The organism is Streptomyces sp. 2A115 (assembly GCF_052245575.1).
GTDB lineage: Bacteria > Actinomycetota > Actinomycetes > Streptomycetales > Streptomycetaceae > Streptomyces.
The window spans coordinates 148781-169234 of record NZ_JBQQCG010000008.1 but is presented as its reverse complement, the minus strand read 5'-3'; the positions used below and the strand labels follow the sequence as shown (position 1 = coordinate 169234).

Sequence of the window (20454 nt, the reverse complement as noted above, 5' to 3'; positions counted from 1 at the left end):
ACCTCAGACGTTCCGGAAGCGGTTGATGGCGTCGATGTGCTGGGCGCGCTTCTCCGCGTCGCGCACTCCGAGGCCCTCCTGGGGGGCGAGGCACAGGACCCCGACCTTGCCCTGGTGGAGGTTGCGGTGCACGTCGTACGCGGCCTGCCCGGTCTCTTCCAGGGAGTACACCTTGGAGAGCGTCGGGTGGATCTTGCCCTTCGCGACGAGCCGGTTGGCCTCCCAGGCCTCGCGGTAGTTGGCGAAGTGCGAGCCGATGATGCGCTTCAGGGACATCCACAGGTAGCGGTTGTCGTACTCGTGGTTGTAACCCGAGGTCGAGGCGCAGGTGACGATGGTGCCGCCCTTGCGGGTGACGTACACGGAGGCGCCGAAGGTCTCGCGGCCGGGGTGCTCGAAGACGATGTCCACGTCCTCGCCGCCGGTGAGTTCACGGATGCGCTTGCCGAAGCGCTTCCATTCCTTCTGGTCCTGGGTGTGCTCGTCCTTCCAGAACCTGTAGTCCTCGGCCGTGCGGTCGATGATCGCCTCGGCGCCCATCGCCCGGCAGATCTCCGCCTTCTGGGGCGAGGACACGACACAGACGGGGTTGGCGCCGCCGGCGAGCGCGAACTGGGTGGCGTACGAGCCGAGTCCGCCGCTCGCGCCCCAGATGAGGACGTTGTCGCCCTGCTTCATGCCGGCGCCGTTGCGGGAGACGAGCTGCCGGTACGCGGTCGAGTTGACGAGCCCCGGCGCGGCGGCCTCCTCCCAGCTGAGGTGGTCGGGCTTGGGCATCAGTTGGTTGGACTTCACGAGTGCGATCTCGGCGAGGCCGCCGAAGTTCGTCTCGAAGCCCCAGATACGCTGCTCGGGGTCGAGCATCGTGTCGTTGTGGCCGTCGGACGACTCCAGCTCGACGGAGAGGCAGTGCGCGACGACCTCGTCACCGGGCTGCCAGGCGTTCACGCCGGGGCCGGTGCGCAGGACGACGCCCGCCAGGTCGGAGCCGATGATGTGGTACGGCAGGTCGTGTCGCTTGGTGAGCTCGCTGAGCTTGCCGTAGCGCTCCAGGAAGCCGAACGTCGGCAGCGGCTCGAAGATCGACGTCCACACCGAGTTGTAGTTGACCGAGGAAGCCATCACGGCCACCAGAGCCTCGCCCGGGCCGAGTTCGGGGACGGGGACGTCGTCGACGTGCAGGGACTTGCGGGGGTCCTTGTCGCGGGTGGTGAGCCCGGCGAACATCTCCGTCTCGTCCTTGTGCACGGTGACCGCGCGGTACGAGTCGGGCAGCGGCAGAGCGGCGAAGTCGGCGGAGCCCGACTCCGGCGACTGAATCGCGTCCAGGATTTCCTTCACGGTGTTGCCTCCGGCGAGTGGCGTCCTGAGGGAAGACGCTGAGGGTTACGTCGGGGTGGTTGCTGCTGGTGTGAGGCGTGCCGTCGGTTCGGCGGAGTTGGAGCTCGGCAGCGCTTTGTGGCGCGGAAGGTTGCCTGTGACGCAGGCGTCCGGGCGCGCAGGCCAGTGGCTTGCGGGGACAGCCGGCGTACGAAGGTTCTCTGCACGCCGGCCGCCCGGACATCTCCAACGTATGGCACGGCGTGTCACCTGACAAGGCACCGAGTGCCAACAATTTCTCTCACTTGTCATCTGCCGGTAACAGATGAGCGATGATCGATCAGAAACAGGGTTGGCCTGCTCGCTCCGGCAGGTCCGGCAGGTCCGGTGGGTCCGGCGGGCCTGGGAAGTCGTGCTGGGGTCGTCGTCGGGTGGGCTCACGCACCCAACGGTCCGCCTGCTCGTCGATCTTCGCCAGCCGGTGGTACCCGCACGGGGACGCCCGGCGACCGTCTGGCGCCGTCGGGTGACGAGAAGGGGTACTACGAACGTTCCCGAAGAGCCTGTTCGATCGTGCGCATGACCTGCTGCAGGGGAGCGTCGACCCGGGCGACGGTCACCAGCACCTCGCCCTCCACCGATGCGGCGGACACCGGCGACGAGAGAGGCGCGGTGTCCCGCCCGACCCCGATCCCCGTACCGAAGGTCTTCCGTACGATCGAGAAGGCATGGTCCAGCTGGGCCTCGACGTCACCCTGCGCCCCGGCCCGCAGCCACCGCCGCAACACATGGTTGTGGGCCGTGACCACGGCGGACGCGGCGACCTCCGCGAGCAGCGGGTCGTCGTTGGCGTCGTCGTCGTGGGCGTGCTCGTCGAAGTGGCCCAGCAGATAGCGGGTGAACAACCGCTCGTACCGTGCCACGGACGCGATCTCCGCTTCACGCAGCGTCGGCACCTCGCGGGTGAGCTTGTAGCGCGACACCGAGATCTCCGGCCGGGCCGCGTACATCTTCATGACTTCCTTGATGCCCCGGCAGACCGTGTCGAGCGGGTGCTCGTGCGCCGGTGCGGCGTTGAGCACCGCCTCGGCCCGGATCAGCGTGTCGTCGTGATCCGGGAAGATCGCCTCTTCCTTGGATCGGAAGTGCCGGAAGAAGGTGCGCCGGGCCACCCCTGCCGCCGCCGCGATCTCGTCGACCGTCGTCGCCTCGTACCCCTTCGTCGCGAAGAGCTCCATCGCGGCGGCCGCCAGTTCTCGGCGCATCTTGAGTCGTTGGGCGGCCGCGCGACTGCCCGCGGCGCTCTCCGGAGCGTCGGACGTAGCTGGTGTACGGGAGGACTTGGCGGGCTGGGACATGCCACGAACGTACTGCATCTGCGCAGGGGGGCGCTCATGACCGGGTCTCTCCCCGCCCGGGGCGGGGAGCGGGGAACCGGCCGGGTCCAGCAGTCCGCCCCAGCCCGCGCGGTCAGCGAGCCGCTCGCCCGGCAAGTCCCCGGGCCACTCCTCCCGCGGCTCAGCGCCGGGCATATTCGCGGAAGCCGCGGCCCGTCTTGCGGCCGAGGCAGCCCGCGGCCACCAGGTGCTCGAGCAGCGGGGCCGGGGCCAGACCCGGGTCGCGGAACTCGCGGTGCAGGACCTGCTCGATGGCCAGCGAGACATCCAGACCGACCACGTCCAGGAGCTCGAAGGGGCCCATCGGGTAGCCGCCGCCGAGCTTCATCGCGGCGTCGATCTCGTCGAGCGAGGCGTAGTGCTCCTGGACCATCTTGATCGCGTTGTTCAGGTAGGGGAACAGCAGCGCGTTCACGATGAAGCCCGCCCGGTCGCCGCAGTCCACCGGGTGCTTGCGGACCTTCGCGCAGACCTCGCGGACCGTGGCGTGCACGTCGTCCGCCGTCAGGACCGTCCGCACGACCTCGACGAGCTTCATCGCCGGGGCCGGGTTGAAGAAGTGCATGCCGATCACGTCCTGCGGCCGCGAGGTGGCGCGGGCACAGGCGACCACGGGCAGCGAGGAGGTCGTGGTGGCCAGGATCGCGCCCGGCTTGCACACCTTGTCGAACACCGCGAACAGCTGCTGCTTGATCTCCAGGTCCTCGGCGACGGCCTCCAGCGCGAGATCGACCTCGGCGAAGGCGTCGTACGAACCCGCCGGGGTGATCCGTTCCAGCGTCTCGGCCGCGGCCTCGGCGGTCATCCGGCCCTTGTCGACAGACCGCGAAAGCGACTTGCCGATACGGGCCTTGGCGGCCTGCGCCTTCTCCTCGCTGCGGGCGGCGAGGACGACCTCGTACCCGCCCTTCGCGAAGACTTCGGCGATCCCGGACGCCATCGTTCCGGAACCCGCGACACCGACCGAGCGAACGGAGCGACCAGGAGTTTCCGGGCCCCCGGAGAGCGGTGTCAGCGCGTCCCGCACGACGGTCGCGCTGCCCGGGGCGTCGTACGTGTAGAAGCCGCGGCCCGACTTGCGGCCGGTCAGGCCCGCCTCGCTGAGCTGCTTGAGGATGGGCGCGGGCGCGTGCAGCCGGTCGTGCGACTCGACGTACATGGCCTCCAGGACCGTACGTGCGGTGTCGACGCCGATCAGGTCGAGCAGGGCGAGCGGGCCCATGGGCAGGCCGCAGCCCAGCTTCATCGCGGCGTCGATGTCCTCGCGGCTCGCGTACTTGGCCTCGTACATCGCGGCCGCCTGGTTGAGGTAGCCGAAGAGCAGGCCGTCGGCGACGAAGCCGGGGCGGTCGCCGACCGCGACGGGCTCCTTGCCGAGTTCAAGGGCGAGGTCCGTGACGGCGGCGACGGCGCCCGGCGCGGTCAGCACGGACGAGACGACCTCGACGAGCTTCATCGCCGGGGCCGGGTTGAAGAAGTGCAGACCGAGCACGCGCTCGGGGCGGGCCGAGTCGGCGGCGAGCCGGGTGACGGACAGGGCGTTCGTGCCGGTCGCCAGGATCGTCTCCGGGCGCACGATGCCGTCCAGCTCGCGGAAGATCTGGTGCTTGACCTCGTACGACTCCGGGGCCACCTCGATCACCAGGTCGGCGTCGGCCGCGGCCCGCAGGTCGGTGGAGGTGCGGAAGCGGGCGAGGGTGTCGTCGCGTTCCTGCTCGGTGAGGCGGCCGCGCCGCACGGCACGGGCGGTCGAGGACTCGAGCGCGGCGGCGGCGTGGGCGGCGGCGGCCTCGCTGATGTCGACGCCGACGACCTCGCGGCCGGCCCGGGCCAGGATCTCGGCGATGCCGGTGCCCATCGTGCCGAGGCCGACGACGGCGACGGTCTTGATCGGGGACGGAGAGGTGTCGGACAGAGAGGTGCCGGACAGGGGAGTGGCCATCGCGGGACTCCAGGAATGAGTGACGACTGAGGGACGCACCCGGCGCCAACGGGCGCACGCAGTGCGGAGATTGCGGGTGATGCCGGGCTACGAAGCGCACACGCCCGGTGCCGTTCGCGGATGCGGAACGCAGGCCGCGAAGCGGTGTTGGGGAACCCGACCGGCCCTGTCCCGGAGCCGAGTCGTACTGAGGTACATGAAGTACCGAACCGACCAGCACTCATGGTGGCTGCGTCACCAGGCCACCGCGAGCAAGTCAGCGAGTGGGTAACTCGCTCGATTGAGCTTAACTCGTGGGTAACGAGCACGCCAGTCCGCGTCGGTGCCGGTCCTTTGTGATGTACGTCGCCGATAGGCTCGGCATCATGGACGAAGAGTTGCGATCGCTCACCCAGCGCTTACGGAACGAGGCGGGCGCGGCGGCGTCGTCCTCGTACGAACGTCTTGTCTCGACCGGCGACCTCGACGAGCTGGCCGCCCTGCTCATCGCTCCCGAACAGCCGTTGTGGGCAAGGGAGTTGGCCGCGTTCCGGCTTGGTGTCGCGGGGGACCGGCGGGCCTTCGAAGCCCTTGTCCTGCTCCTGAACCACCGCGACCCGCAGCGCTGCGCGTCCGCCGCGTACGCCCTGGCCCGGCTCGGCGACCCGCGCACGGCCCGCGCGGCGGCCGCCCTCGCCACCAACGAACTGCGCGTCGCCTACGCACTCCATCCGGTGCGGCTCCTAGTCGAACTCCGCGCCCCCGAATCCGTGCCGGCGCTGATCACCACCCTGGCCCGCCGCTTCCGCCCCCAGGACCCGTACCGTCGCGTCGCCCTGGCCTGCGTGGAAGGCCTCGGCACGCTGGGTGACGAACGAGCCCGCCCCATCCTGAACGAGGCCCTCGCCCGCCCGTCCCTGGCCCAGGCGGCGGCCGGCGCCCTGAAGAGGCTGCCGGCACCGCGAGCACCGAGGGCACCGAAGGAGTGACGGGGTAAGGGGTGTGCCAGGGAGGGTGGTCGACGGGCCGCCTCCCGCAACGCCTCGTCGACCGTTCCCACCGAACGAGCGTAGTGCCGTACGCCCCCGGCAGGTCCCGGCCGTGCTCGGAATTATGTACTCCGCGCCCGGTCCAACCTCCTTGCCTTCAACCATGGTTGAAGCGCGAAACCGGGTGTAGCGGTAGTGCGTAACGCACCTCGGGTACCTCGATTCCCTCCACTTCGAAGGGCTCCTCGGTGCCGTCCGCGGTAAAGCCGGCCTTCTCGTAGAAACGCCGGGCGCGCTCGTTCTCCTTGAGCACCCACAGCAGCATCCGGCCGTGTCCCGCGGCCGCACACCGGGCGGTGGACTCCCGCAGGAGGGCGCGGCCCACACCGCGTTCAGCTCCGGAACCCGAGCAGTTTGTGCAGCGTCGCGCCGCGCGAACCCGAGGCCTTCTTGCTCAGCGGCTCCGGGTCGGGCAGCGCCTCGCACACCGCGTCGGCCTCGCCGCCGCCGCGCGGCACCTTGCCACTGGCCAGGTACGTGGCCAGGTGTTTGTCCAGGCAGGTGCTCCCGCTCAGCGTGATGCCGTGGTTGCCACCGCCCTGCTCGACCACCAGGCTGGAGCCGCCCAGCAGGTGATGGACCGTGACGCCGCCCTCGTACGGGGTGGCCGCGTCGCCCGTCGCCTGGAACAGCAGCGCCGGCGGCACCGAGTCGTTGGAGATGTCCACGGGGTCGAGGATGTCCGTCGGCCAGAACGCGCACGGCGCGTTGTACCAGGCGTTGTTCCAGGTCATGAACGGCGCCTTCTCGTACACCGCCTGGTTGTGGTCGCGCCACTGGTTCCAGTCGCGCGGCCAGGCCGCGTCACGGCACTGCACCGAGGTGTAGACGCTGTAGCCGTTGTCGCCCGCCGCGTCGACGGCGCCGAAGTTCTCGTACGCCTCGACCAGCGGGTCGTCGTTCTTGTTGTTCACGAACGCCGCGAACGCCTCGGCGAGATACGGCCAGTAGCCGTTGAAGTAGCCGCCGGGACTGAACGTGTCCTCCAGTTCGGACGGGCCCACCGTTTTGTCGGCGGGCTTCTTGGCCAGCGCCGCCCGCATGGCGTACCACTTGGCCTCGATCCTCTCCGGGTCGGTGCCGAGCTTGTACGTGGCGTTGTGCTTGGCGACCCAGGCGATGAAGGCCCGGTGGCGGTCGTTGAAGGCGTAGTCCTGCGCGATGTTGTCGTCGTACCAGACGCCGCTGGGGTCGACGACGGAGTCGAGGACCAGACGCCGTACGCGCTCCGGATAGTGCTTCGCGTAGACGGCGCCCAGGTAGGTGCCGTACGAGTACCCGAAGTAGTTGATCTTCTTGGCGCCGAGCGCGCGGCGGATCGCGTCCATGTCGCGGACCGCGCTCGGCGTGTCGATGTACGGCAGCAGGTCCCTGTGCTTCGTGCCGCACGCCTCGGCGAAGGCCCGCACCCGGTCGAGGTTCGCCTTCTCGATGGCCGGAGTGCTGGGCACGGAGTTGGGGCGTGCGGGGGAGAAGTGCCCCGGCTTGCAGTTCAGGGCGGGCTTGCTCGCGCCGACGCCGCGTGGGTCGAAGCCGATGACGTCGTACTGCGAAGCCACCGCCTTCGGTAGCGAGGCCGCGACGAACCCGGCCAGCTTGAGACCGCTGCCCCCGGGTCCGCCCGGGTTCACCAGCAGCGGCCCCTGGTACTTCTTCGAGGTGTGCGGGACCCGCGAGAGCGCGAGCGTGATGCGCTCGCTGTGCGGGTCGGCGTGGTCGAGCGGAACTTTCAGGGACGCGCACTGGAGCGTCGGATAGTCCTCGGTGCCGCACTTCTTCCAGCCGAGCTTCGCCGATTCGGCGGACCGCGTGGTGCGTGGTGCGGTCGCGGAGCCCGCACGCGCGTCGGCCGGGATCGCTGTGATCATTCCGGCCACGACGGCAGCGGTGCCGCACAGAGCGGCCGCACGTCGGTTCACGAGGAACCGCTTCGCATCAGCGTTCAGAGTGCGGATTCCGACCTGGTCTTCCGGCCGGGGATCCGGGGGTTGTCCCCCGGGAAGATGCAGCATGACGCCTCCCGAGACGGAGGTTTTGAGCCGTGCACGCCACGGCCTTCGCCGTATCGTCCCGGAGTAGGCGCCCGGAAAGACCCGATTCGAACAGACTTGACCCAATCGGGCCGCGGGATGCGCCCGGATGCCGCGTAAGGGGTGTCAGTTGGGGAACGCGGAGATGCTGGTCAGAGGAGTGTGAGCTGGGTCGGTCCCGGCACGGGCGCCTCGGGCTCGGGTACCGGAATCCTGCGCGGCATCCCCGCGCGCGTGGGGCCTATCCCGTACTCCTCGGCCAGCTCATGCACCTGACGGGTGATCCGGCGCTGATACCACTTCGGGGCGTACGCGCCCTCCGCGTACAGCCGCTCGTAACGGCGCACCAGGTGCGGGTGGTAGTGCTCCAGCCAGCTCATGAACCATTCGCGCGCCCCCGGCCGCAGGTGCAGCACGAGCGGGGTCACCGAGGTGGCGCCGGATGCCGCGATCGCCCGTACCGTCGCACGGAGTTGGGACGGCTCGTCGCCGATGAAGGGGATCACCGGGGCCATCAGGACCCCACAGCCGATGCCGTTCTCGCTCAGGGTGCGTACCACGTCGAGGCGGCGCTCGGGGGCAGGCGTGCCCGGCTCGACGGTCCGCCACAGCTCGTGGTCGGTGAAGCCCACGGAGACGGAGATTCCGATCTCGGTGACGGCAGCCGCCTGCTTCAGGAGGTCGAGGTCGCGCAGGATGAGCGTGCCCTTCGTCAGGATCGAGAAGGGGTTCGCGCGGTCGCGCAGGGCCGCGATGATGCCGGGCATCAGCTGGTAGCGGCCTTCGGCGCGCTGGTAGCAGTCCACGTTCGTACCCATCGCGATGTGCTCGCCGAGCCAGCGCCGTGAGCCGAGCTGCCGTCGCAGCAGCTCCGGGGCGTTCACCTTCACCACGATCTGGCTGTCGAAGCCGAGGCCCGTGTCGAGGTCCAGATAGCTGTGGGTCTTGCGGGCGAAACAGTAGACACACGCGTGCGTGCACCCCCGATAGGGGTTGACCGTCCACTCGAAGGGCAGGCGTGAGGCCCCCGGCACCCGGTTCACGATCGACCGGGCCCGGATCTCGTGGAACGTGATCCCACGGAACTCGGGAGTGTCGAACGTACGCGTGGTAACCGCGTCCGCGCCGAACAGCGCGGCGTTCCCGGCCGGATTCCCGCCGGACTCCACTGTGAGGTTTTCCCAGCGCATGAGGCCTCCTCGTTAGCACTGGCCCCAGAATAGAACACATGTTCCCTTGGTGGTGTGTGGAGTCGGTCAAACTTTCCGGCAGGGGTTGAGTCGAGGGATCGATGTGCCCGCCCGCCTGCCTCCGCCGGGCCGTTGCCGACGCTGGAGTACGAGGAAAAGAATTTGAGGAAGGCGTCTCTGCCGCGCCACCATCGGCGACGGCCTGGGAGGTCCTGACATGACCAGTAAGTTCACCGAGCTCGCGATCGACTGTGCCGATCCCCGCGGTCTCGCCCGGTTCTGGTGCTCGGTCCTTGACTACGAGGTGCGGGACGAAGGCGACGGAATCGTCACCATTGGCTCCCCTGTGGTGCCCGAAGGCAGGAACCGCCCTGGTCCGGTGCCGCCGACGTTGACATTCGCGCACGTGCCCGAGGGCAAGACCGTCAAGAACAGGCTCCACATCGACGTCAACCCAACCGACAGGGAGCAGGACGAAGAGGTCCGTCGCCTGCTCGACCTGGGTGCTCGGCATGCCGACGTCGGCCAAACCGGCGATGAGAGCTGGGTCACGCTTGCCGACCCGGAGGGGAACGAGTTTTGCGTCCTCGCGGGCCGCCGGCCCTGATCGGAGACCGCACCCTCCCGAGTTGGAGAATCCCGACACGAGCGAGATCAACTATGCCGACTTCTTGACCCATGGCATGCGAATGGCGTGCGACCGGAGTTTCGATGGCCTTGGAGGACCCCGATTTGGGCGGCTCGGGCGCGTGATGGTTGGCTGAGCGGCGACCCCCGAGATCCCGAGTGCTGGAGGAACGCAATGGCGCAGGTCGAGGCCACCACGGAGCGAGTTGTAGCGGCTCAGCCGGACGACGTGTTCGACGCGCTGGCCGACTACAACGGCACGCGGGCGAAACTCCTGACCGAGCACTTCAGCGAGTACGAGGTGCGCGAGGGCGGCGACGGTGAGGGCTCCCTCGTCCACTGGAAGCTCCAGGCCACCAGCAAGCGCGTCCGCGACTGCCTGCTCGAGGTGAGCGAGCCCACCGACGGCGAGCTCGTCGAGAAGGACCGCAACTCCTCCATGGTGACCACGTGGCGGGTCACCCCGGCCGGCGAGGGCAAGTCCCGGGTCGTCGTGAGCAGCGTCTGGAACGGTGCCGGCGGCATCGGCGGCTTCTTCGAGAAGACCTTCGCGCCCAAGGGCCTCGGCCGGATCTACGACGGGGTGCTCACGAAGCTCGCCGCCGAGGTGGAGAAGTAACCCTCCCGGTAGTCCTCGGGGTGTGGTGCCCGGAAGTGCCCTTCCGGGTGATTCTCACGCTCACCGTTTCGAGTGGTTTTCGGTACGGCTCAGCCGTACGCCGTAGGGCTCCCACCGGCGGTTACGTCCGCTCGGCCCGCTTGAAGGCGACTCGTCGCGCTTGCTCCCAGTTGTCGCGTAATGCGAGAAATGGGCCGCGCAGGCGCGACGAGGGGAGCAGCACGTGGGCGGGACGACTCTGGCGAAGAGCGAGAGGGCTCTTTCGGCTCCGGTCCCGGAAGCCCCTCAAGGGCCTCTGGAATCCCAGCGGTTGGAGGAGCTCGGTCCCCGCCGCATCCGGATGGTGTTCTTCGCCCTGATGCTGGCGCTGTCGCTCGCCGCGCTGGAGCAGATGATCGTCGCCACCGCGCTCCCGAAGATCGTCGGCGAGCTGCACGGCCTGGACAAGATGTCCTGGGCGATCACCGCGTATCTGCTCACCTCCACCGTCGGACTGCCCGTCTACGGCAAGTTGGGTGACCTCTACGGCCGCAAGGGCGTCTTCCAGTTCGCGATCGTCGTCTTCGTCGTCGGCTCCGCGCTGGCCGGATGGTCGCGCACCATGGACCAGTTGATCGCCTTCCGCGCGCTCCAGGGCGTCGGCGCGGGCGGTCTCCTGATCGGCGTCCAGGCGATCATCGCGGACATCGTGCCGCCACGGGAACGCGGCCGCTTCATGGGCCTGATCGGCGCCGCGTTCGGCCTGGCGTCGGTCGCGGGCCCGCTGCTCGGCGGCTACTTCACCGACCACCTCTCCTGGCGCTGGTGCTTCTACATCAACGTGCCGTTCGGCCTGGTGACGCTCGCCGTCGTGGCCGTCGTGCTCAAGCTCCCGAAGCCCACCGCCAAGCCGCGCCTCGACGTACTCGGTGCGCTGCTGCTCGCCGCCGCCTCAACCTGCCTGGTGCTGCTGACCAGTTGGGGCGGCACGGAGTACGTCTGGGGCTCACGCGTCATCCTGGGGCTCGGTGCCGGAGCCGTCGCCGCGACAGTCCTGTTCCTCGTCGCGGAGCACTTCGCCGCCGAACCCCTCATTCCGCTGCGGCTGTTCCGCGACAGCGTCTTCAACGTCACGGGACTCGTGGGCGTCATCGTCGGTGTCGCACTCTTCGGCGCGGCCAGCTATCTGCCGACGTTCCTGCAGATGGTCGACGGCGCCACCGCCACCGAGTCCGGTCTGCTCATGCTCCCGATGATGGGCGGCATCGTCGGCGCCTCGGTCGTCTCGGGCCAACTCATCAGCCGAGGCGGCCACTACAAGATCTACCCGATCCTCGGCGGTGCCCTCTCCGTCATCGGCATGTGGCTCCTGTCGCGGCTCGAGGCCGACACGCCCCGGCTGCACTACAGCATCTGGATGGCCGTACTCGGCGCCGGTATCGGCCTGGTCATGCCGGTGCTGATCCTCGCCGTGCAGAACTCCGTGGACCCCCACGACCTCGGTACCGCGACCAGCGCCAACAACTACTTCCGGCAGATCGGCGGCAGCGTCGGCGCCGCGATCTTCGGCACGCTCTTCGCCGACCGGCTCGCCGACGCCCTCACCGGTCGGCTGCCCGCCGGAGCCGCCGCCGGGGCCGGACTGCCCGACATCGAGTCCATCACCCCGCAGGTCGTCCACGCGCTGCCCGCCGAGCTGCGCGACGGCTACATCCAGGCGTACGCCGACGCCATGCCGCGGATCTTCCTCTACCTCGTGCCGGTGCTCGTCCTGGGCCTGCTCATCGCCTTCTTCCTCGAGGAGAAACCGCTGGTGTCCCACCACACCCCCGTCGCCGACCCCGAGACCGCGCCCCTGAACAGCTCGATTCCGCAGGCCGGTTCGTCGTACGCCGCCGAGGTCCCCGTGTGCGGCACGGTGCGGCATCCCGACGGCAGCGTCGTGCCCGGCGCCACGCTCACCCTCATCGACATCGCGGGACAGCAGATCGGGCGCGGCGCGAGCGGTGACGACGGGCGGTACGCGCTGTCGACGCCCGGATCGGGGTCGTACGTCCTGATCGCCGCGGCGGGCGGGCATCAGCCGCAGGCCGTCAGCGTCACCGTCGGCGAGCGAAGCGAGATGGGGGTCCCCCCGCCCGGGGGGTGGGGGAGGCCGGTGGAGCTGGACGTCGTGCTCGGGGGTGCGGGGCGGCTGGCCGGGAGTGTGGTGACGGCGGACGGGACGCCTGTGCGTGACGCCGCCGTCACGCTCACCAATGTGCACGGGGAGGTGGTGGCCACTACGCGCAGCGGGCGTGAAGGGAGCTATGTCATCACTGAGTTGGTGGCGGGGGAGTACACGCTCGCCGCGAGTGCCCCCGCCCTTCGGCCGGCCGCGCTGCCCGTGAGTGTGCAGGCCGCTCGGGAGACTCGGCAGGATGTGGAGCTTGCGGGCGGGGCTGTGTTGCGAGGGACTGTACGGGCCAGTGGGGGGCGGCCGGTGGAGCATGCGCGGGTGACGTTGCTGGATGCCGCGGGGAATGTGGTGGACACGTTGACGACGGGTGGTGAGGGAACGTTCCGGTTCGTTGATCTTTCGTCTGGGGAGTACACGGTGATCGCGACGGGGTACCCGCCGGTGGCCACGGTGCTTCAGGTGGCCGGGGGCGGGCGGACTGAGCGGGATCTTCAGTTGGGGCATGAGGACTGAGGGGCGGGGGTTGTTCATGGCTGGTCGCGCCCACGCGGCGGAGCCGCAAATTGGCACAGCCCCGCGCCCCTCAGGGGCGCGCCGGTGTCAATTCAGGCAATGGCACACATGGCAACCGGCTGCGGACGTACCGTGGTTGTGGCGGTACAGACTTTTGCGGACCGTGGGAGAGAGGGCCTGGGTCATGGACCGTGGCACCAAGAGGGGCGCGACTCCCGACCGTGTGGCCGGTAACGGCGCGGCGGCCGGTCGTGTCCCGCTGGCCGTGGTCGTCGTCGACCGGGACGGTCTGGTCTCGCACTGGAGCCGGGGCGCTCGGCGCCTGTTCGGTGCGGCCAGGGAGGAAGCGGTCGGCCGCTCCGCCGTCGACCTGCTGCCCGTCTCCGGTGCGCTGCCCGAGGGCGACGAGAGCACGCTCTCCGGTGCGTATGACGCCTACGACGGACTCGGTCCCGACCTCGAATCCTCGCTCGACGGGCGGCTGTCCTACCCGGCGGCGGGCCGCGCGCGGCTCACGGTGGCGGGCAGCGACCGGGTCGACGTGCTGTGGTGGGCGTACCCGCTGGTGGGGCCCGGTCCGGAGCGACTCCTGGTGCTCGCCGCCGACGCGGGCGGGCTGCGCCAGGATGATGACGCCGACGGAAATGTGGTCCTGGAGCGCATCGCGCCCGGGTTCGCGCTGCACACCGACTTCCCCGGAGCCGAGGAGCTGGCCCGCAGGCTGCCGGAGATCCTGCCCAGCATGAGCGTCGGCGACAGTGCCCGCATCGTCGCGCAGGTACTCGAACTGGGCTATCCCATCCTGGAGTTCAGCCAGAACGACCGGGTGCCGGTCACACCCGACTGGGGCGTGCCCCGGCGTGCCGAGCGCAAAGCGCGTCGGGAATGGGCGGTCGCGGCGGCCGCATCCGGAGAGCCCCTGCCGGAGGATGTCGAGGACGAGGGCGAAGACCTCGAATACGTCGCCGTCCGCGAACGTCTGGAGTTCCTGAACGAGGTCAGCGGGCGCATCGGCACCTCGCTCGACCTGTCCCGCACGATCGTCGAGGTCAGCAAGGCCGTGGTGCCGCGCTTCACCGACGTGGCCGGGACGTATCTGCGCGAGCAGGTCGTCGCCGGTGAGGGCTTTCCCGACGGCGTGCCCGACACGACCACGATGTGGCACCGGGTCGCTGTGGAGCACACGGACGAGCCCGGCCGCTGGGACGACGTCGTGCCGGTCGGCGAGGCCATGCCGTTCCCGGCGCACACCCCGTTCTTCCAGTGCATGACCTCCGGCGAGCCCGTCCTCGTGCCGCGCATCAGCGAGCAGATGGGGCACATGATCGCCGCCCAGTTCGAGAAGCGCGACATCCGGCCCCTCATCAGCAACCGCTCCATGCTGATCGTGCCCCTCAAGGCCCGCAACGTGGTGCTGGGCTTCATGATCCTGCTGCGCCACCCCGAGCGCGTCGAGTTCAACGACATGGACCGGGTCACCGGTGCCGAACTCGCCGCACGCGCCGGGCTCGTGCTCGACAACGCCCGCATGTACACGTACCAGGAGAGCGTCGCAGAGACCCTCCAGGACAGCATGCTGCCGCACATCGCGCCGCGCATGGCCGGCTGCGACATCGCCACCCGCTATCTGCCGGGCACGTTGCTGGGGCGGGTCGGCGGCGACTGGTTCGACTCGGTCAAGCTGCCCGGATCCCGGACCGCTCTCGTCGTCGGCGACGTGATGGGCCACGGCCTCAACTCCGCGGCGATGATGGGCCAGTTACGCACCGCCGTACAGACCATGGCGGCCCTCGACCTGCCGCCCGCCCAACTCCTGCGCAACCTGGACGACTTGGCGCAACGCCTCGGCGAGCACTACCTCGCGACCTGCCTGTACGCGGTGTACGACCCCATCGCGAGCGAGCTGGAGATCGCCAACGCGGGCCACATTCCCCCGGTGTTGGTCCGAGCCGAGGACGGCCGCAGTGATCTGCTCGATCTCCCGACGGGCGCGCCCATCGGGGTCGGCGGGGTCCCCTTCGAGTCCGTACGAGTCCGGGTGGCGCCCGGCGACCGGCTCGTGATGTGCACCGACGGGCTGGTCGAGGTGCGCGGCGAGGACATCGGCGTCGGCCTCGCGACCCTCTGCGAGTCCGCCGCGCACCCGGCCGCCTCCATGGACGACGCCTGCGACACCATCATCCGCGCTCTCAACACCCGAGGCGGCCGCAAGGACGACGTGGCCCTCCTGATGGCCCGCCTCAACGGCATCGAGCCCGAGGACGTCGCCCAGTGGCGGATCGGGCTCAGCCCGGTCGAGGTGGGCAGGACGCGCGCCGTGGTCCGCGAACAGCTACACGTGTGGGGCCTCAACTCCGTTGTGGACACGGTCCAGTTGCTGGTCAGCGAGCTCATCACCAATGCCGTGCGCCACTCGCACAGCCGCCCCATCGAACTGCGGCTGGTCCGGGGCGACACGCTGCTGGTCGAAGTGGCCGACGACGACCACACCCTGCCGACGCTGCTCAGCGCGGGCCCGCTCGACGAGTCCGGACGCGGCATGCGCGTGGTCACCACGCTGGCGCGTGAGTGGGGGACCAGCCGCACGGGCTCCGGCAAGACGGTGTGGTTCGAGTTGACCGTGCCGCGTCGCTGACCCTCTGGGGGCGCGAGGGGCGCTCACATCGGCGTACGCCTGTGGAATGAGCGGTGAAGGTGTGCGCCACGCGCTTGTCGCTTTGCCCGGGGCACGATAAACCGGACTGCCCGTCACTTTTCGGCGGTCTGTGGTCACATCCTGGGGAGCTGGCATGAGCGTGACGACTCGTTACAAGGAGGCCTGGGAAGGCTTCTGGCGTGAGGCCCCCGACGAACAGGGAGCCGTGTTCTGGGACGCCGAACCCGCTGTCACGGTGGGCGTCCATCTCGCCCTGTTCGAGCCGCACCTGGCGGCTCCCGGCCTGCCCCTCGTGGACCTCGGCTGCGGCAACGGCACCCAGACCCGGTTCCTCGCCGACCGCTATCCGCGCGTCGTCGGCGCCGATCTGTCGGCTGCCGCCCTCGACCATGCCCGGCAGGCCGATCCGGCGGGCCAGGCCGCGTACCGCCTGTTCGACGCGGCCGAGAAGAGGGAGGCCGAGACGCTGCACGCCGAGATCGGCGACGCCAACGTCTATATGCGCGGCGTGCTCCACCAGTGCGAGCCCGACGACCGGCAGCCGCTCGTCGACGGCCTCGCGACGCTCCTCGGCGAGCGAGGCCGCGCCTTCCTCGTCGAACTCGCCGAGGCGGCCGGGCAGGTCCTGCGGGGCCTCGCCCAGAGCCCGGCCGGCCCGCCGCCGAAACTCGCGCCCGTCTTCCGGCACGGCATCGCGCCGGGTGCGGTGTCCGACGCCGCGGTACCGGAGTATCTGCGCGCCGCCGGACTCACCGTCCTCGCGAGCGGCGAACTGCCCCTGGTCACCACGGAGTTCCAGCCCGACGGCACGCGGATCGAACTGCCGTCGAAGTGGCTGGTCGTGGAGCGTACCTGAGCCGCGTCGCCGGGCCCACGGTACGGGGCCCGGCGATCTCCCCGGTGGTGCGGTGCAGTAGTTCAGACCGTCGGGCTGGAAGTAGAGGTCCCGGGTGGACGAGCCTGGAGACCCTTGGCCCGAAAAGGAATATGTGACATAGTACTGGCGTGACAAAGCCTCTGACCTGCGATGTCGTGATCGTCGGGGCCGGAATGGTGGGCGCGGCCAGCGCCCTTTACGCGGCCCGGGCGGGCCTCGACGTCATCCTGGTGGACCGCGGTCCGGTGGCGGGCGGCACGACCGGCGCGGGCGAGGGGAACCTGCTCGTCTCCGACAAGGAACCGGGGCCCGAACTCGAACTCGCCCTGCTCTCGGGGCGGTTGTGGGCCGACATCGCCGCCGAGCCCGGGCTGGCCGAGGCCGTCGAGTACGAGGCCAAGGGCGGGCTCGTCGTCGCCTCCGCGCCCGAGGGCCTCGCGTCCCTGGAGGCCTTCGCCGCCGGACAGCTCGCCGCCGGCGTGGACGCCGTTCCGGTCGCCGCCGGTCAACTCCACGACCTGGAACCGCACTTGGCGCCTGGACTCGCGGGCGGAGTCCTCTATCCGCAGGACGCTCAGGTGATGCCGACGCTTGCCGCCGCACATCTCGTACGGCTCGCCCGCACCGCCGGGGCCTCGCTGCGGGCCGGTTGGACGGTCACGGAGGTGCTGCGCACGGCGGCGGGGGCTGTACGCGGAGTGCGTACCTCCAAAGGCGACATCCACACCCCCGCGGTCGTCAACGCGGCCGGCACCTGGGGCGGGGAACTGGCCGCGCTGGCCGGGACCTCCCTGCCCGTGCTGCCCCGGCGCGGCTTCGTCCTCGTCACCGAGCCACTGCCGCGCATGGTGCGACGCAAGGTGTACGCCGCCGACTACGTGGCCGACGTGGCCAGTGACTCGGCGGCGCTGCAGACCTCGCCCGTGGTGGAGGGGACGGCCGCGGGACCGGTACTGATCGGGGCGAGCCGGGAGCGGGTCGGTTTCGACCGCTCCTTCTCGCTGCCCGTCGCGCGGGCGCTGGCCGCCGGGGCGACGGGGCTCTTTCCCTTCCTGGAGACGGTCAAGGCCATGCGCGGTTACCTCGGTTTCCGTCCGTACATGCCCGACCACCTGCCCGCGATCGGCCCCGACGCGCGCGTGCCGGGCCTCTTCCACGCCTGCGGGCACGAGGGCGCGGGGATCGGACTCGCCACCGGTACCGGGCACTTGATCGCCCAGGCGCTGACGGACAAGAAGCCCGACATGGACGTCGCACCGTTCCGCCCCGACCGCTTTCCGGACCCGTCGCCCGAGGAGGTCCCGTGACACCCCGCACCCCGCTGGAACTGGCCCACGCCAGGCCAGGACCCGCCTTCACCGTCACCTTCGACAACCGCGAGATCACCGTCCTGCCCGGCCAGACGGTGGCCGCCGCGCTCTGGTCGGCGGGCATCACGTCCTGGCGTACGACCCGGGGAAGCGGCGAGCCGCGCGGTGTCTTCTGCGGTATCGGTGTGTGCTTCGACTGCCTGGTGACCGTCAACGGGCGGGCGAACCAACGGGCTTGTCTGATTCGCGCCGAGGCCGGGGACGTGATTCGCACGCAGGAAGGGACCGGTCACCATGGCTGAGCGGCCGCGTCCGACGGTGGCGGGGAGACCGCACCTCGCGGTGATCGGCGCGGGACCCGCCGGTCTCGCTGCCGCCCTGGCCGCGGCCGCACGCGGGGTACGGGTGACCGTGGCCGACTCCGCGGCGGAGGCGGGTGGGCAGTTCTACCGTCAGCCCGCCGCGGGGCTCGGCGCCCGCCGTCCCCAGGCCCTGCACCATCAGTGGCGCACCTGGGAGCGACTGAGGGACGGGCTCGCGGCGCAGATCACGGCTGGCCGTATCACGCACCTGACGGATCATCATGTCTGGTTCGTGGAGCGGCATTCCGACGCTTTCACCGTCCACGCCCTCCTCGGTCCCGATCAGGAGGAGGCCGTCGCCGTCCGCGCCGACGCGGTGCTGCTCGCCACCGGTGGGTACGAGAAGGTGCTGCCGTTCCCCGGGTGGACCCTCCCCGGAGTGGTCACCGCGGGCGGGGCGCAGGCCATGCTCAAAGGCGGGCTCGTGCTGCCGGGGCGTACCGCCGTGGTGGCCGGGACCGGGCCGCTGCTGATGCCGGTCGCCGTCGGACTCGCCTCGGCCGGGGCGAAGGTCGCCGCGCTCGTGGAGTCCGCGGATCCGCAGGGGTTCGTACGGCAGTCCCGTACCCTCGCCTCCCATCCCGCCAAGCTCGCCGAAGGCGCCCGGTACGCGGCAGAGTTGGCGCGGCACCGGGTCAAGGTGCACGTCCGCCACACCGTCGTCGCGGCGCACGGCACCGGCCGGCTCGACGCCGTGACCGTCGCCGCGCTGGACGGCGACGGGCGGGTGCGGGCCGGCACCGAGCGCCGCATCGCCTGCGACACCCTCGCCGTCGGCCACGGGATGCTCCCGCACACCGACCTGGCCGAGGCACTCGGCTGCCGCGTCGACGGGGTGAACGTCGCGGTGGACGACGAGCAGCGCACCGACATGTCCGGCGTGTGGGCCGCGGGTGAGATCACGGGAATCGGTGGCGCGGTGCTCTCGCTGGCCGAGGGCAGGATCGCGGGACTGTCCGTCGCCGCGCGGCTCAACTCCCGTACGCCCGATTGGAGTTCGTACGCGTCAGCCGCCAAGGCCCGGGCGCGGCTGCGCGAGTTCTTCGCGGCTGTCGACACCGTCTACGGCCCGCCCGCCCACTGGACCGAGCAGGTCACCGACGACACCGTCGTGTGCCGTTGCGAGGAGGTGCCCGCCTCCGCGGTCCGGGAGGCCGTCGACGAGCTCGGCGCGGGGGACGTGCGCACCGTGAAGTTGCTGACCCGGGCCGGGATGGGCTGGTGTCAGGGCCGGATGTGCGCGCCCGCGGTGGCGGGGCTCGCGGGGTGCCCGGAGGCGCCCTCGCGACGGCCGTTCGCCCGGCCTGTGCCGCTCGGCATCCTCGCGCGCGAACCCGGTGAATCCCAGTGAAATCCAATGAACCCAGTCAAATGCCACATCCAATGCCACACCCTAAGAATCGGATGGGACCGCTCATGACCGACAACCGCCCCTGGCGTGGCGTCCTCGTCGCCACCGCGCTGCCGCTGAACGACGATCTCTCCGTCAACTACGACAAGTACGCCGACCACTGCACGTGGCTCGTCGAGAACGGCTGCGACGGCGTCGTACCGAACGGCTCGCTCGGCGAGTACCAGGTGCTCACCCCTGAGGAGCGGGCCAAGGTCGTGGAGACCGCGGTCGCCACGATCGGCGGGCAGCGGGTGATGCCGGGCGTGGCCGCGTACGGTTCGGCCGAGGCCCGCCGCTGGGCCGAGCAGGCGCGCGACGCTGGCTGCGCCTCCGTGATGCTGCTGCCCCCGAACTCCTACCGCGCCGACGAGCGCTCCGTCCTCGCCCACTACGCGGAGGTCGCCAAGGCGGGCGTGCCGATCGTGGCGTACAACAACCCCATCGACACCAAGGTCGACCTCGTGCCCGAGCTGCTCGCGAGGCTGCACGGCGAGGGGTACATCCACGGGGTCAAGGAGTTCTCCGGCGACGTACGCCGCGCCTACCGCATCGCTGAACTCGCCCCGGAACTCGACCTGTTGATCGGCGCCGACGACGTCCTGCTGGAACTCGCCGTCGCGGGCGCCAAGGGCTGGGTCGCCGGATACCCGAACGCGCTGCCCGCCGCGAGCGTCGCCCTCTACCGCGCCGCGATCGCGGGCGACCTGGACACGGCGGGCAAGCTCTACCGGCAGCTGCACCCGCTGCTGCGCTGGGACTCGAAGGTCGAGTTCGTGCAGGCCATCAAGTTGTCGATGGACATCGTGGGGCGGCACGGCGGTCCGGTCCGGGCGCCGCGCGTGCCGCTGCTGCCCGAGCAGGAGAAGGCGGTGCGCGAGGCAACCGAGCGGGCCGTGGCCGCCGGGCTCGCCTGACCCCCGAACCACGAGCCCGACACCCGAAACGACGAGCCCGACACCCGAAACGACGAGCCCGACACCCGAAACGACGAGCCCGACACCCGAAACGACGAGCCCGACACCCGAAACGACG

15 protein-coding genes and 1 pseudogene are annotated in these 20454 nt (G+C 70.3%); 10 read left to right on the top strand and 6 right to left on the bottom strand.

All coding sequences use genetic code 11. From position 1 onward, the window contains the following. Window positions 1–3: 3 nt before the first annotated feature. The 3 genes from ccrA to ACTWQR_RS10305 form a co-directional block, all read right to left on the bottom strand. Window positions 4–1341, bottom strand: coding sequence for a crotonyl-CoA carboxylase/reductase (gene ccrA, locus ACTWQR_RS10315; RefSeq protein WP_443226653.1), 1338 nt, complete (start codon window positions 1339–1341; stop codon window positions 4–6). A gap of 521 nt (window positions 1342–1862) precedes the next feature. Continuing rightward, window positions 1863–2678 carry a TetR family transcriptional regulator gene (locus tag ACTWQR_RS10310; RefSeq protein ID WP_443226652.1) on the bottom strand — a complete coding sequence of 272 codons (816 nt, stop codon included), beginning with the start codon at window positions 2676–2678 and terminating at the stop codon, window positions 1863–1865. Window positions 2679–2838: 160 nt separating this feature from the next. Beyond that, the gene (locus ACTWQR_RS10305) at window positions 2839–4659 is read right to left on the bottom strand and encodes a 3-hydroxyacyl-CoA dehydrogenase family protein (RefSeq protein ID WP_443226651.1); all 1821 of its coding nucleotides are present in this window, start codon (window positions 4657–4659) and stop codon (window positions 2839–2841) included. 365 nt (window positions 4660–5024) lie between these two features. Between ACTWQR_RS10305 and ACTWQR_RS10300 the strand changes: the two genes are divergently transcribed. Next, window positions 5025–5627 carry an adenylosuccinate lyase gene (locus ACTWQR_RS10300; protein ID WP_443226650.1) on the top strand — a complete coding sequence of 201 codons (603 nt, stop codon included), beginning with the start codon at window positions 5025–5027 and terminating at the stop codon, window positions 5625–5627. Between the two features lie 157 nt (window positions 5628–5784). Here the strand turns inward: ACTWQR_RS10300 and ACTWQR_RS10295 are convergent. From ACTWQR_RS10295 to ACTWQR_RS10285, 3 genes and pseudogenes are all read right to left on the bottom strand, one after another. Then, window positions 5785–6015 (bottom strand): annotated as a pseudogene (locus ACTWQR_RS10295) (GNAT family N-acetyltransferase); the annotation flags it as partial. Between the two features lie 4 nt (window positions 6016–6019). Beyond that, entirely contained in the window at window positions 6020–7606 is a 1587-nt protein-coding gene (locus tag ACTWQR_RS10290) for an alpha/beta fold hydrolase (protein WP_443226649.1), read from the bottom strand. A 263-nt stretch (window positions 7607–7869) separates the two neighbouring features. Further along, a complete protein-coding gene (locus ACTWQR_RS10285; protein WP_443226648.1) occupies window positions 7870–8907 on the bottom strand; it encodes an Rv2578c family radical SAM protein in 1038 nt (345 codons plus the stop codon). Between the two features lie 217 nt (window positions 8908–9124). Between ACTWQR_RS10285 and ACTWQR_RS10280 the strand changes: the two genes are divergently transcribed. The 9 genes from ACTWQR_RS10280 to ACTWQR_RS10240 all read left to right on the top strand — a co-directional run bounded on the left by ACTWQR_RS10280 (window position 9125) and on the right by ACTWQR_RS10240 (window position 20336). Beyond that, the gene (locus ACTWQR_RS10280; RefSeq protein ID WP_443226647.1) at window positions 9125–9514 is read left to right on the top strand and encodes a VOC family protein; all 390 of its coding nucleotides are present in this window, start codon (window positions 9125–9127) and stop codon (window positions 9512–9514) included. 195 nt (window positions 9515–9709) lie between these two features. Beyond that, entirely contained in the window at window positions 9710–10153 is a 444-nt protein-coding gene (locus ACTWQR_RS10275) for an SRPBCC family protein (protein WP_443226646.1), read from the top strand. A gap of 223 nt (window positions 10154–10376) precedes the next feature. Continuing rightward, window positions 10377–12824, top strand: coding sequence for an MFS transporter (locus ACTWQR_RS10270; protein ID WP_443226645.1), 2448 nt, complete (start codon window positions 10377–10379; stop codon window positions 12822–12824). A 184-nt stretch (window positions 12825–13008) separates the two neighbouring features. Further along, window positions 13009–15459 carry a SpoIIE family protein phosphatase gene (locus ACTWQR_RS10265; RefSeq protein WP_443226644.1) on the top strand — a complete coding sequence of 817 codons (2451 nt, stop codon included), beginning with the start codon at window positions 13009–13011 and terminating at the stop codon, window positions 15457–15459. A gap of 154 nt (window positions 15460–15613) precedes the next feature. Beyond that, window positions 15614–16336, top strand: a complete 723-nt coding sequence (locus ACTWQR_RS10260) for a class I SAM-dependent methyltransferase (RefSeq protein WP_443226643.1) — start codon at window positions 15614–15616, stop codon at window positions 16334–16336. Between the two features lie 149 nt (window positions 16337–16485). Next, a complete protein-coding gene (locus ACTWQR_RS10255) occupies window positions 16486–17664 on the top strand; it encodes an NAD(P)/FAD-dependent oxidoreductase (RefSeq protein ID WP_443226642.1) in 1179 nt (392 codons plus the stop codon). Continuing rightward, complete coding sequence (locus ACTWQR_RS10250; RefSeq protein ID WP_443226641.1) at window positions 17661–17969, top strand: (2Fe-2S)-binding protein; 309 nt, start codon at window positions 17661–17663, stop codon at window positions 17967–17969. The genes ACTWQR_RS10255 and ACTWQR_RS10250 overlap by 4 nt, the downstream gene beginning before the upstream one ends. Further along, the gene (locus ACTWQR_RS10245) at window positions 17962–19380 is read left to right on the top strand and encodes an FAD-dependent oxidoreductase (RefSeq protein WP_443226640.1); all 1419 of its coding nucleotides are present in this window, start codon (window positions 17962–17964) and stop codon (window positions 19378–19380) included. Before ACTWQR_RS10250 ends, ACTWQR_RS10245 begins: the two co-directional genes overlap by 8 nt. Before the next feature lie 65 nt (window positions 19381–19445). Beyond that, complete coding sequence (locus ACTWQR_RS10240) at window positions 19446–20336, top strand: dihydrodipicolinate synthase family protein (protein WP_443226639.1); 891 nt, start codon at window positions 19446–19448, stop codon at window positions 20334–20336. The last annotated feature ends 118 nt before the right edge of the window (window positions 20337–20454 follow it).